The organism is Ruegeria sp. AD2(2025) (assembly GCF_056542385.1).
In genome coordinates, this window is record NZ_JBQFZS010000002.1 from 249,281 (window position 1) to 262,125 (window position 12,845).

General features: G+C 61.4%; 13 protein-coding genes. 4 read left to right on the plus strand and 9 right to left on the minus strand.

Annotated features, from left to right (window positions below):
* From ACR1XV_RS06370 to ACR1XV_RS06390, 5 genes are all read right to left on the minus strand, one after another.
* The gene (locus ACR1XV_RS06370) at positions 1 to 2,895 is read right to left on the minus strand and encodes a formate dehydrogenase subunit alpha (RefSeq protein ID WP_480529551.1); all 2,895 of its coding nucleotides are present in this window, start codon (positions 2,893 to 2,895) and stop codon (positions 1 to 3) included.
* A gap of 129 nt (positions 2,896 to 3,024) precedes the next feature.
* Entirely contained in the window at positions 3,025 to 3,213 is a 189-nt protein-coding gene (locus ACR1XV_RS06375; protein ID WP_039535039.1) for a ubiquinol-cytochrome c reductase iron-sulfur subunit N-terminal domain-containing protein, read from the minus strand.
* Positions 3,214 to 3,270: 57 nt separating this feature from the next.
* Positions 3,271 to 3,879: a TorD/DmsD family molecular chaperone gene (locus tag ACR1XV_RS06380; RefSeq protein WP_480529552.1), complete on the minus strand. Its 609-nt coding sequence runs from the start codon at positions 3,877 to 3,879 to the stop codon at positions 3,271 to 3,273.
* Between the two features lie 4 nt (positions 3,880 to 3,883).
* Complete coding sequence (locus tag ACR1XV_RS06385) at positions 3,884 to 4,474, minus strand: DUF3306 domain-containing protein (RefSeq protein ID WP_480529553.1); 591 nt, start codon at positions 4,472 to 4,474, stop codon at positions 3,884 to 3,886.
* Positions 4,471 to 5,025, minus strand: a complete 555-nt coding sequence (locus ACR1XV_RS06390) for a DUF3305 domain-containing protein (RefSeq protein WP_480529554.1) — start codon at positions 5,023 to 5,025, stop codon at positions 4,471 to 4,473. The genes ACR1XV_RS06385 and ACR1XV_RS06390 overlap by 4 nt, the downstream gene beginning before the upstream one ends.
* Positions 5,026 to 5,283: 258 nt before the next feature.
* Between ACR1XV_RS06390 and ACR1XV_RS06395 the strand changes: the two genes are divergently transcribed.
* Entirely contained in the window at positions 5,284 to 7,239 is a 1,956-nt protein-coding gene (locus ACR1XV_RS06395; RefSeq protein ID WP_480529555.1) for a 4Fe-4S binding protein, read from the plus strand.
* Here the strand turns inward: ACR1XV_RS06395 and ACR1XV_RS06400 are convergent.
* Positions 7,233 to 7,961 (minus strand): hypothetical protein, encoded by a 729-nt coding sequence (locus tag ACR1XV_RS06400; protein ID WP_480529556.1) that lies wholly within the window; start codon positions 7,959 to 7,961, stop codon positions 7,233 to 7,235. The two genes, ACR1XV_RS06395 and ACR1XV_RS06400, sit on opposite strands and share 7 nt — an antisense overlap.
* A 108-nt stretch (positions 7,962 to 8,069) precedes the next feature.
* Between ACR1XV_RS06400 and ACR1XV_RS06405 the strand changes: the two genes are divergently transcribed.
* The 3 genes from ACR1XV_RS06405 to ACR1XV_RS06415 are packed head-to-tail and all read left to right on the plus strand — an operon-like array spanning position 8,070 to position 10,302.
* The gene (locus tag ACR1XV_RS06405) at positions 8,070 to 9,131 is read left to right on the plus strand and encodes an Mrp/NBP35 family ATP-binding protein (RefSeq protein ID WP_480529557.1); all 1,062 of its coding nucleotides are present in this window, start codon (positions 8,070 to 8,072) and stop codon (positions 9,129 to 9,131) included.
* Entirely contained in the window at positions 9,128 to 9,823 is a 696-nt protein-coding gene (locus tag ACR1XV_RS06410; protein ID WP_480529558.1) for a biotin/lipoate--protein ligase family protein, read from the plus strand. The genes ACR1XV_RS06405 and ACR1XV_RS06410 overlap by 4 nt, the downstream gene beginning before the upstream one ends.
* Positions 9,823 to 10,302, plus strand: a complete 480-nt coding sequence (locus ACR1XV_RS06415) for a DUF6505 family protein (RefSeq protein ID WP_480529559.1) — start codon at positions 9,823 to 9,825, stop codon at positions 10,300 to 10,302. Before ACR1XV_RS06410 ends, ACR1XV_RS06415 begins: the two co-directional genes overlap by 1 nt.
* Here ACR1XV_RS06415 and ACR1XV_RS06420 read toward each other — a convergent pair.
* The 3 genes from ACR1XV_RS06420 to ACR1XV_RS06430 all read right to left on the minus strand — a co-directional run bounded on the left by ACR1XV_RS06420 (position 10,299) and on the right by ACR1XV_RS06430 (position 12,820).
* Positions 10,299 to 10,799, minus strand: coding sequence for a flavin reductase family protein (locus tag ACR1XV_RS06420; RefSeq protein ID WP_480529560.1), 501 nt, complete (start codon positions 10,797 to 10,799; stop codon positions 10,299 to 10,301). The genes ACR1XV_RS06415 and ACR1XV_RS06420 overlap by 4 nt on opposite strands.
* Before the next feature lie 87 nt (positions 10,800 to 10,886).
* The gene (locus tag ACR1XV_RS06425; protein ID WP_480529561.1) at positions 10,887 to 12,299 is read right to left on the minus strand and encodes a 3'-5' exonuclease; all 1,413 of its coding nucleotides are present in this window, start codon (positions 12,297 to 12,299) and stop codon (positions 10,887 to 10,889) included.
* Positions 12,300 to 12,301: 2 nt separating this feature from the next.
* Complete coding sequence (locus tag ACR1XV_RS06430) at positions 12,302 to 12,820, minus strand: hypothetical protein (protein WP_480529562.1); 519 nt, start codon at positions 12,818 to 12,820, stop codon at positions 12,302 to 12,304.
* Positions 12,821 to 12,845: the final 25 nt, after the last annotated feature.

Genomic DNA, 12,845 nt, shown 5'->3' on the forward strand with positions numbered 1-12,845 from the left:
TTACGCTGACCAGATTTTGCAGAGCGTCACCTTGGACTCCTGCATCTGTGTCACTGAATCGTAGCCATAGGTCTGGGCGGTGTTGGAGCTTTCACCCAAGACATAGGGATCTGCGCCAGCTGGATATTTCGACCGCAGATCGTCGCCCTGGTAATGGCCGCCAAAGTGGAAGGGCATGAAGGCCACACCGGCACCGACCCTGTTGGTCAGCATCGCCATCACCTTGACCTTTCCGCCCTCGGGCCCTTCGACCCAGACCTGTTGCCCGTCACGGATACCAAGGTTGTTGGCATCGCGCGGGTTGATCTCGACGAACATATCCTGCTGCAACTCGGCCAGCCACGGGTTCGACCGGGTTTCCTCGCCGCCGCCTTCATATTCGACCAGACGACCTGACGTGAGGATTATCGGGTAATCCTTTGAAAAGTCGTTCTTCTGGATCGAAGCGTAAAGGGTGGGCAGGCGATAAGCGTGCCGGTCCTCGTAGGTCGGATAGTCCGCCACCAGATCGCGACGCGGTGTATACAGCGGCTCGCGATGCAGCGGGATCGGATCCGGGAAGGTCCAGACGACCGCGCGGGCCTTTGCGTTCCCGAAGGGCGCACAGCCATGCTTGATCGCAACCCGCTGGATACCGCCGGACAGGTCGGTTTTCCAGTTGGTCTCTGGTCCCGCAACGGCGTCGATTGCCGCGCGTTCCTCAGCCGTCAGATCGCCGTCCCAGCCAAGATCCATCAGCATCTGCATCGTGAATTCGGGATAGCCATCCTGAATTTCCGATCCAACACTATAGACCCCTTCAGCCAGAAGGTTCTCACCATCCCGTTCAACGCCGAAGCGCGCGCGGAAGGTCAGGCCGCCTTCGGCCACCGGTTTGGACATGTCATAGAGGTTTGGTGTCCCTGTATGACCCATTTCCGGCGTTCCCCAGCAGGGCCACGGCAGGCCGTAGTATTCACCGTCGTTCGGTCCACCAATGGCTTGAAGCGTGGTTCTGTCGAACGTGTGCTGGTTGGCCATATGGCTTTTCAGACGCTCAGGCGACTGACCGGTATAGCCGATGGTCCAGAGGCCCGAGTTGAACTCACGCGTGATGCTTTCAACATTCGGGGTTTCCGGGTCGTCCATCTCGATATTGCGGAAGAACCGATCCGCCCAGCCGAACTTGTTGGCGAACTTGGCCATGATGACCTCGTCCGGCAGACTTTCGAACAGGGGCTCAACGATCTTGTCCCGCCACTGCAGCGACCGGTTCGAAGCCGTGACAGAACCACGGGTTTCGAACTGCGTACAGGCAGGCAGCAGGTAGACACCATCGGTGCGGTCATGCAGAACAGCCGAGACGGTGGGATACGGGTCGATCACGACCAGCATGTCCAGCTTCTCCATCGCGGTCTTCATTTCCGTCATCCGGGTCTGCGAGTTGGGCGCGTGGCCCCACAGAACCATGGCGCGGACGTTGTTGTCCTGATCCATGTTGGCCGGGTCTTCCAGAACACCGTCGATCCAACGAGAGACCGGGATGCCGCGCTCATTCATCAGCGGCTTGTCCTTGCCTTCCTTGTCCTTGATCGTAGCGAACTGACCTTTCAGCCAATCCAGATCTTCGCCCCAGACACGGCTCCAGTGACCCCATGCACCTGCGGACAGGCCATAGTAACCGGGCAGGGTGTGTGACAGAACACCAAGGTCCGTCGCGCCCTGTACGTTGTCATGGCCGCGGAAGATGTTGGTGCCACCGCCCGATGTGCCCATGTTGCCCAGCGCAAGCTGAAGCACGCAGTAGGCGCGGGTGTTGTTGTTGCCGTTGGTGTGCTGAGTGCCACCCATGCACCATACAACGGTGCCGGGGCGGTTGTTCACCATGGTACGGGCGACGCGGCGCAGCTGCGAGCCGGGCGTGCCGGTGACGCGCTCAACCTCGTCGGGGTTCCACTTGGCGACCTCTTCGCGGATCTGGTCCATACCCCAGACACGAGTGCGGATGAACTCTTTGTCCTCCCAGCCGTTGTCGAAGATATGCCACAGGATACCCCAGATCAGCGCAACGTCTGTGCCGGGGCGGAAACGGACATATTCATCCGCATGGGCCGCGGTGCGCGTAAAGCGCGGGTCGCAGACGATCAGGGGCGCGTTGTTCTGCTCTTTCGCCCGCAGGATATGCAGCAACGAGACGGGGTGCGCCTCGGCCGGGTTGCCTCCGATGATAAAGATGGCCCGGCTGTTGTGCATGTCGTTGTACGAGTTGGTCATGGCGCCGTAGCCCCATGTGTTCGCAACGCCCGCAACAGTGGTCGAGTGGCAGATACGGGCCTGATGGTCCACGTTGTTCGTGCCCCAGTAAGCGGCGAACTTGCGGAACAGATAGGCCTGTTCGTTATTGTGTTTCGCAGAACCCAGCCAGTACACGCTGTCCGGCCCGGATTCTTCGCGGATGTTCATCATGCCGTCGCCGATCTCGTCGATCGCCTGTTCCCAGCTGATGCGCTTCCACTCTCCGCCTTCCTTTTTCATCGGGTATTTCAGGCGGCGTTCGCCATGGGCGTGCTCGCGGACCGAGGCCCCCTTGGCGCAGTGTGCACCCAGGTTGAACGGGCTGTCCCAGCCAGGTTCCTGCCCGACCCAGACACCGTTCTGCACTTCGGCAACGACGGTACAGCCGACCGAGCAGTGGGTGCATACGGATTTGATATTTTCGACGGCCTGATTGGCCGCTGTCTGGGCGCTGGCTTGCGTCACGGTTCCACCCGTGGCGCTGATCGCGGCAAGGCCGCCGATCGTCAGGCCCGAGCCACGCAGGAATGCGCGGCGATCGACGGTTTTCTCGCCGACCTGGGACAGGATACTTGTCCGCTGGGGGCGTCTCGCAACCCCGTTGGTCTTTTTCCTAAGCATTACTTTCCTCCCTTGCGCGCCGTGTCAGCCACGGCTGGCTTGGTACTTCGAAAAACCGACGTCAGGGCCAATCGCAACCGTCAGTCGGGTGGTGAAAACGTCCGATTAGAACCGGGTGCTTTCGTCGTGCTAGAAGCGCGTGCTTTCTATGTATGCGCGGGTATGCGCAGTATCCTGCATCCGGGTTTCATCCGTCGGCAGCTCGGCTGCTTCGGCTTTCCCGGTCAGGCTGGCAGCGGCGACGGCAGCAGGCGCTGCGGTTCCGGCCAGTTTGAGGAAGTCGCGGCGGGTTGCGCCTTCTTCCTTGGTCTTGCTCATGGGCTCCTCCTGTCCCAATTGCGGTTTGATGCCCAAGGGGCACCGGCGAGTGGCGGGTTACGCCGTCATTCGGAACGCCTCGCGCTCGATCTCCATGAACACCCGACCGGCGGTGCCGACGGACGCATAGAGAACCGAGTTCTCGGCGGCTTCCAAATCTGAATAGAAATGTGCGGCCCAAGGGCCGATGTGCTTGTTCCAGAACGCTTTTTGGTCTTCCAACGGGGCGGGAGGGCCGAACCGACCGACGATCATGCCTGCCATCATCTCCATCAGCGAGGCGATGTTGTCTTCGGGCTCATAGACGTTTTGCGCTCGAGTGATCCCGCGCACGGCCATGTCATTGCGCAATTGCGCCAGAGGTTTTTCGTTCAGGAACCCGGTCAGGTAGAAACTGGCATAGGGCAGCAACTCGCCACGGCCCAACCCGATGAACAGCGCATTGAACTCACGTTCGGCAGCGGCGGGTTTGGTGACCTTGGCCACCCGTGACATCGCCTGAATGGCTTGACCCAATTCGCTGTCGTCGCCGCTGAGACCGGCCATTTGGTCCAGCAGCAGCTGATCGGGTGGACCGGCCAGCAGCAGACCAAGAAAATTGTAGAAATCCGCGCGCAGTCGATCCTCGGCCGAGATATCCATGTTTTGCGCTTCGCTTGCGGTCATCGGGTTATCCTTCAAATTCAAATTTCATGCGGCGCGGGACAGGGGGAAGCTCTGCAAGCTCTTCCGCCTCGTCCATTTCGGCGATCGGCTCAGGTGCGGCGGCCAATTCTTCAGTGGGTTCAACTGTAATCGGCTGAGCCTCTGGCGCGTCCTCTGTTTCCTGAGCTTCGGTCTCAACCTCGTCTTGTTCGGCTTCGGCGGCCAGCGCCTCGACATGGGCCAGCATGCCTTTGCCGACCTGATACGCGGTCTGCAGGTTTTCGATCACGCAAGCCGCGTCGGTGTAATCTTCGCCATAGTCGACCAGACCATCGACATTCGCCAGCACCGGGTTCAGCCGCCACAACCGGCGTAACGCGCGGCGGCGCAGACGATCCGGCACAGCCTTGGCCATGAAGCCCGAGACGTCATCTCCGGCCTTCAACTGGTCGGGGTCTGGCAGATTAAACTCAGCGAGTATCTCGGCGTCACTCTTTTCTTCCAGTTCGGCCTGTTGTGTCGCGATGATCTGTTCCTCGGCGGCCACAGCTTCGGCCTCAGCTTCGGCCTGAACGGCAGCCTTGCGGCGGGACCAGAAATCACGGGTCTCGGTCATTGGACGATCCTGCGCGGGGCGCGATAGACGTCCGAGTCCTGACGGATACGCGCATCGCCCTTGCCATCTTCGACAAGATCGACACGTTTCTTGTCGCGGCGGCGTTTCACGAACACCTCATCGCGGTGATGCTTCAGTGTGAAATCCCGAACCCACGCGACCAAGCCTTCCGTCATGGGGATTTTCTCGACAATCTCTTCGCCGGTATCCGCGTAATCCTGTCCTTCGTAAGGCGAAGCGGTGACCAGAACCGCATCCATGGGCCGCTGACCATCCAGCGCATCCCTGAGGACCAGATAAATCGACGGCATTCCGTCGGACAGGTTCACCAAATAAGCCTCGGTCTCATCCGCCCAAAGAGTCAGGGGCAGCGTGGCAGCGTGATATTCGATTGCGTCGCCCTCACGACGCATTTCCAGCCAATCGGCAGGGCCTGCGCCGGGTAATACGGCCACCGCACGCCAGTTCCACTTCGCCCAGCGGGTAACACCGGGTGTTTTGCGCACGACGACGCCGATTGGCATTTCAATCTGATTTGCGGCCTTCGCCACTTAGTCCTCCCCGGAAGGCTCTCCCCTGCCTTCCTCGATGTACTATGGTACATAAACTGGCGATCTGCCAAGTCCACATTGAACCCGCTATGTCGTATTCACTAACTCTTTATTCGTATTCCTGGTCTTCGGATGCGCGGTGCCCTCGCGGATGATGAAAAATAATGCATAAACCTTGTTTTCGTGTGGCCATCGCATTGCCTCGGACCGGATTAGGTCTAAGGTGCTGACGTGCAGAAGGCAGCGCCGGGAGGGGATATGGCCAGCAAGCTAGTTTTGTGCGATTGCGAGGGAACGCAAACGCTGAATCCCGATCGCATCTCTGCGGGTTGTGAGATGGGTTGCTCGAAGGTGCACACCGCCCTTTGCACACGAGAGTTGCAGGCTGCGGCCGAACTGCTTGGGTCCGGTGATCAGATTGTGATTGCTTGCGCCCAGGAAAGCGCCGTGTTCAGCGAGCTTGCCGAGGAGTTGGGCGCCGAGGATCCCGGCTTTGTCGATCTGCGCGACCGGGCCGGGTGGTCCGAACAGGGCGCGGACGCAACGCCCAAAATGGCCGCGCTGGCGGCCGAGGCGCTGCTGCCGCAACCGATCACGCCCGGCGTGGATGTGATCAGCGAGGGCACCTGTTGCATCATCGGCCCCGGAGATGTCGCCTATCCGCTGGCGGAACAACTGTCGGGCACTCTGGCGGTGACGGTTCTGGTGACCGATGACGCTGAACCTATGACCCGTGATTTTGACGTTGCGAAGGCGCGGATGCGCAATCTGACGGGCGCATTGGGCGGTTTCATTTGGCATTTGGATCAGGTGCAGCAGCTGGAGCCCGGCGGGCGCGGCGGGTTCAGCTGGAGCGCCCCGCGAGACGGGGCGACCTCGCGCTGTGATATCGTTGTTGATGTGACCGGAGGCACACCTCTGGTCACGGCCCCCGACAAGCGCGAGGGGTATCTGCGCGCCGACCCCCGCGATGCGGTTGCAGTCGCGCGCCTTGCCTTTGATGCGGTGCAACTGGTCGGGACTTTCGAAAAGCCGCTTTATGTGCGGCTGGACGAGACACTTTGCGCCCATGCACGGGCAGAGCAGACGGGATGTTCGAACTGCCTCGATATCTGTCCGACGGGCGCGATCACCCCTGCGGGCGATCACGTTGCCATTGACCCGATGATCTGCGCCGGCTGTGGCGAGTGTTCTGCCCTTTGCCCCTCGACTGCGATCACCTACGAAGACCCGCCGGTCTCGGCGCTGCTGTCGCGGATGCATATTCTGGCCCGCACGTTCCGGCGAGCAGGCGGCACCGCGCCGCGCCTGTTGATACACGATGCGCATGGCGCGCAGATGATCCGGATGGCGGCGCGGTTTGGCCGGGGCTTGCCTGCAGATGTCATTCCGTTGGAGCTGAACGTGGTCTCGGGCTTTGGTCATGCCGAAATGCTGGCCGGGCTGGCCCATGGCTTCGCGCGGGTCGATGTCTTGATGGGGCCAAAGACCGAGCGCGATGCGCTGGATCGGGAACTGCTATTGGCGCAAGCCATTGCAGGGCAGGGTGCCCTCGGCCTGATCGATGAGGCCGACCCGGATGCGCTGGCCGATCTGCTATATGCACAAGAGGTGCCGCCGCCTTTGGCCGATCCAGTACTGCCGCTTGGCAACCGCCGCCAAATCGCGCGGCTGGCGGCGCAGGCGTTGAACCCGGGTGCCGAGGCACCTCTGTCCTTGCCCGAAGGCGCACCCTATGGCGCGGTCGCGGTCAATGCCGACAGTTGCACGCTTTGCCTCAGCTGCGTATCCCTGTGCCCCTCTGGCGCGCTGATCGACAACCCGGACAAGCCGCAGCTGAACTTCCAGCAGGACGCCTGTCTGCAATGTGGTATCTGCCGCACGATTTGCCCCGAGCAGGCGATCACGCTGGTGCCTCAGCTTGACCTGAGTGACAACGCCCTGTCGCAGCAGGTGCTGAACGAGGAAGAACCGTTCGAATGTGTCGAATGCGGCGCGGCCTTTGGTGTGAAATCAACTGTTGAGCGGATTATGGACAAGCTGTCGGGCACGCATCCGATGTTTGCCACCTCGGATCAGGCGCGGATGATCCAGATGTGCGACAATTGCCGGGTGAACGCCCAGTTCCACAGCACTGACAACCCGTTCCAGTCGGCCCCCAGACCAAAGGTTGTCACCACTGACGACTATTTCTCAAAGCGCAAGGATCACTGAAGTTGCAGCGGAGCGCCCAGATCGGCGGCGCTGAGGGCGGCGACGAAGGCCAGAATGGCCTCGAGGTCGTCCAGACTCATCTCAACCGGATGAATGGGCGAGGGCCGCTCTGGCGGGAAGGGTTCAGTCACGCCCTCGATCTGCGTGAAGGCGGGGTGCGGGTTCAGTGCAAAGAAGGCCTGAAACCGCTCGGACCAGTCGGGCATTGCGCGCAGCACGGCAAAGGACGGGGTCGAGCCCAGCCCGTTCATACGGTTCTGCGGACCGATCACATGGCAGCGGCCGCAATGGGTCATGGACAGATCCTCGCCCAGCAGCGCGTTGCCGTCGATTTCGACGTCCTCGGTGACAACGGCGATCTCAAAGCTTGCAGTGAACGGAGCGCCTTCGGAGGGCGCAAAGCCCTCGACCGTGCGCTTGCCGATATCGGATTGCAGCCAGTCGCGGAACCGCTCCTGTTTGGCACTGTCATCGATGCGCAGGTGATAGATCACCCCATCACGGGCAAAGACCGGATCGCCGGGTGCGGACGGGGCCAGTGACATGACGCCGCTTTCATCCGCAACAACGCGTATCCCGGTCTTGAGAGAGAAGCGCGGAAGAATATGTTGCAAAAGACCCGAGTCTGTTACCTCATCCGGGGCGGCAAGGCCCAACGCCTCTTGCGACCAAGAGGGGCTGGCGGTGAGCGTCAAGCTCAGGCACAACAGGACAAAGCGCATGGTCAAACCTAACGGCGGCAAACCGGATGCGTCAAATAAACTGAATGAGACGGAGAGACATGCAATGAAAATCAACCACATGGTTGGGCAGGTAAACGGGGTAAAGGCATGAGTATCCGTGACGCGGTTCTGGCGAACCTGAAAAAGATCACCGACCCGGTTTCCGGGCAGGATATCGTCAGCGCGGGTATTGTGCGTGCGCTGAATGTTGAAGGTGACACCGTGCGGTTCGTGCTGGAGATCGACCCCAAGCACGCAGAAAAGATGGAGCCCGTCCGCGCCACCGCTGAGAAAGCGGCGCAGATGGTGGATGGGGTTGCCAATGTCTCGGCGATGATGACGGCGCATTCGGATAAGGCCCCGCCGGATCTGAAGCCGAAACCCAAGCCGTCACAAACCGGCCCACAGGCGGTGCCCGGCGTGGACCGGATCATCGCGGTTGCGTCTGGCAAAGGCGGTGTCGGCAAGTCGACTGTTTCGGCCAACCTCGCCTGCGCGTTGGCAGCCGAAGGACGGCGCGTGGGTCTGCTGGATGCCGATGTCTATGGGCCGTCGCAGCCCCGGATGCTGGGCGTTTCGGGTCGTCCGGCCAGCCCGGATGGCAAGACGATCCTGCCGCTGCGCAATCACGGGGTCACGATGATGTCCATGGGTCTGATGACCAATGAAGGGCAGGCGGTTGTCTGGCGTGGTCCGATGCTGATGGGCGCATTGCAGCAGATGATGAGTCAAGTGCAATGGGGCGCGCTTGATGTGCTTATCGTCGACCTGCCACCCGGCACCGGTGACGTGCAGTTGACGCTGAGCCAGAAGTTTCAGGTGGATGGGGCCATCGTCGTCTCGACCCCGCAGGACGTGGCCCTGATCGACGCCCGCAAGGGTATTGATATGTTCAACCAGCTCAAGACCCCCATCGTTGGGATGATCGAGAATATGTCGACACATATCTGTTCCAACTGCGGGCACGAAGAACACGTCTTTGGCCATGGCGGCGTCGCGTCCGAGGCTGAATCGCTGGGCGTTCCGCTGCTGGGGGAAATCCCGCTGCATCTGGATATCCGTGTGGCCGCCGACGGAGGCGCGCCGATCGTGGTCAGCAAACCCGACACACCGCAGGCCGAGGCCTTCCGCAAGATCGCCCGTGACCTGATCGCTAAAGGCAGCGCATGACCCAGCCGGTCTTTCCCCCGCTACTCGACGGGCACCCCGCAAAGGCCGGACAGGACCCGTTCGAGCAGGCGCAAGCCATGGCGGCGCTGGGTTGCGATGGGGGGACGGTGGTCCACAACATTCAGGCAGATCGGCTGCGCGTGGCCATCGTTTTTGCGCCCGAGGTTCCGCTGCAGGACGCGATGGCGATGCTGCCGCTGTGCGCGGTCGGGTTTCAGAACGCGCTGGGCGCGCTGGCCCCGCCCGAGGTTGCAGTGCATCTGGGCTGGAATGGGCTGATCTGTGTGAACGGGGCTAAATGTGGGATGCTGAAGGTTGCCGCCTCGTCGACTGATGCGGATGCGGTGCCCGATTGGCTGATCGTCGGCTGGGAACTGGCGCTGCTGCAGACCAGCGACGCGCCGGGGGAAAACCCGGATGTCACCGCGCTCTATGACGAAGGGTGCGCCGAAGTTTCGGCGATGCAACTGGTCGAAAGCTGGTCGCGCCACATGCTGACCTGGCTGAACCGTTGGCAAGAGGACGGTAACGCGCCTCTGCACGCCGAATGGATGGGCCTGCTGCGCGGTGTCGGAGAGCCCATCGGCGACACCGGCGTCTTTCTGGGCACCGATGAGCGGTTCGGAATGCTGATCCGCGATGGGGCCGACACCCACCTGCGCCCGCTGACCGATTTGTTGGAGACCACCTGATGAAACTCGCCCGCGCAATCCACTTCGATGAAAGCGATATGAATGTGTTCCATTCTCCTGCCCGGACAGGCGAATGGTGCATCTCGGGTGGGTTCGAGTTCTCGAACTGGGGTGAGGGCGATCTTGAGGGCAAGGCGCGTCAGGCCTTCGCCAATGGCTGGTTGGGGCTGGAAACCTTCGGGCGCGTGACCTTTGTCGCCGTCACGCAGGTCGAACAGGCCGAGATTGACCAGATCACGCAGTATCTGGCCGAGCATTTCGTGCAGTTCTACGGCGCGCCCTCGGTCGAGGCCGCGATGGAAGTGGCGCAAACCGAAATCGCGCATATGGCCGAGATGTGCGAGGATCACGCGCCGAATACGCTGCTGACCGTCGCCCGCGAACTGACCGGGGCAGGGGTGCACGAGGCGTTTCGCGTGATCACCCCGCAAGAGACCCAGCTTGAGGCTTTGGCCATTCACGGGTCTCTGGACGATTAGATCAGGTCCGCGAACCCGCCAAACTGACCGCGTTTGAAGATCAGCCCCTGACCGGGGCGGTGCATGACCTTGTCGACATGACCGACAAGGATCAGATGATCCCCGGCCTCATGACGGTCTGAAAGGCGGCAGTCGAACCGGGCGAGGCATTGTGCAAGCCGGGGTCGTCCGGCGTCATCTTCCTGCCAATCCGCGTGGGAAAAATCGAACCCGTCGCGCGCGAATTGCAGCGCCTGATCATGCTGATCCTGCGCCATCACGTGGATCGCGTAATGCTCGCAGGTGCTAAACGCATCATACCGGTTCGAATTCCGATCCAGACACCACAGAACCAACGGCGGGTCCAGCGAGACAGAGGCGAACGAGTTCACCGTGATTGCAGCAGGCCCTTGCGCGGTTTGGGTGGTCACCACCGTGACGCCGGTGCCGAAACAGCCCAAGGCCTCGCGAAAGGCAAGGCTCTGTTCAGGGCCGGGAATGAAAGTCTTTTCCGTCATCGCGCGCTTATCCAATGGGCCTGTCTCAGGTGCCATGCGCCGCGGGGATTGTCCACGAAAAGCTGACGCGATTTCGGGAATTTCCGGTCAGTTCAGATCTTCCAGCAATCGCCCATGTTTGCGCGTTTCCGCGATGACGTCGCCAAAGGTCACCATGCCGCGTGCGCTCAGCATCGGCAGCATCCGAACCAGCACCTCGGCGGTCGCGACGGCATCGCCCAAAGCCGTGTGGCGTAGGGTTTCGGGGATTTCTATGCTCAGCCGGTCACAGACCGCATCCAGCGTATGCGTCTCGCTGGCTCCGAACAGGACCGCAGACAACAGAACCGTGTCCAGAATGGGGTGGGTCCACTCGACCCCCATTCGGTCGGCGTGGCGGCGCAGGAAAGCCATGTCGAATGGCGCGTTATGGGCAACAATCACCGCATCGCGGGCGAATTGGTGAAAGCTCCGCCCGGCTTCTGCAATGTCCGGCGCGCCCTGAACCATCCGGTCGCTCACCTTGTGCACCTTGGTCGAAGCGGGCGGGATCGGAATGCCGGGATCGACCAGAGTGTCCAGTCGCTCCCCCTCGACAATCTTGCCTTTGACGACGCGCACCGCGCCAATCTGTACGATTTCATCCTTGTGGGGCAGAAGTCCGGTGGTTTCCGTGTCGAACACCACAAAACAAAGATCCGACAAAGGCCGATCCTCGAACGCGTCATCACCGGGTGTGTCCAGAAGTTCGAAATCATAGACCAGCGGGCGAGCGTCGTGCGGGTCGATCCGCGCCACGCTGTCTTCGAACACCAGCATATAGCCGGGCGCGTCGCCAAGCGGCTTCATCCGCGCCGAATAGGTCTGCCGCCCATCAACGCTGCTGAGGCTGCAGTAGACGTCCTTGCCGGTCTTGATCAGCTTGGCATAGGCATCCGTCAGGCCTGTTGCTTCCAGATAGTCGAACAGCGACGCATTCAGCCGCGGATGCGCGATCTGGGCCAGTACTTCGGCGGCTTGCGCGTCATAAAGGACGATCTGGTGCTTTGGTCCGGCCAGCAACATGGCAACCGGAATTTCGGTCAGCAGCGCGGTGAGACGCTGTTTTTCCGAGGCCAGATGAGCAGTTTCTGCGGCGACGGCCTCGGCTGTGCTCATGGCGTTGGCGGCCAGTTGCTCTGCCAAGCCGGCGGCGGCGGGGGCCAGATCGCCCAAATAGCGGGCGGCCTGCAGGTCCAAATCGGTGCTGACCCCGGCATGGGCCCGGGCCCGCAACTGGGCCGAGAGCCGCTCGATCGGTTTGGCGACATTATCGTCAAACAGCAACCAGACACCGACGATCAGGGCCAGCAGACCGAAAGCGATCAGAATCTCGGCAAAGATATAGGCATCAATCAGGGCTGGGTTGTCGAGGCGCTTGTAGCTGATCCAGAGAGCCAGCGCGCTGATAATCAGCCCACCCGCTGCCAGCAATAGGAAGAACAGAAAGACCCTCAGGCGCAGGCTCAGGTGGTTGAGCATCGTCAGACTCCGCAGGTTGCCTCGATGACGGGATCATTGGCCGGGGCTTTGATCCAGTCGGCGTTCACAAGACGCCCGTCATCGGCGAATTCAGCCCCGTCAGCCAGATTGGCACGGCTGTTATCGGCGCAGTTCACCGCGACAGGGATCATGGATCGGGGGGCCCAGCGGCCAAAGAAATAGAGATCGACCAGACGTTCGTCTGGTAAGTTGTTGTTGGTGCGCACCGATACGGTGTCGATGGCGGCGAACCGGTCCACGAAGGGCACCGCATAGGTCCACGGGCGATAAAAGGCGCGGCTTTCGACCTCTTGCACGATCTCCAACCCCTCGGGCAACGTGTCGACGGTGCGGCCGTACCACGAATACTCGCTTGAGATCGTCATGCCGATCATCCCGACACCGGCGGCGACGGGCGCGGCCCATTTGGGCAGGCGGCCCCCAGTCAGCTTGTTCAGCACCATCACGATACCCGCAAACGCGAAGCCCGCGAAAACCGTGCCGATCAGTTCCAGAAACATCGTGTCTCTCCGTTCTTGCGAAGGG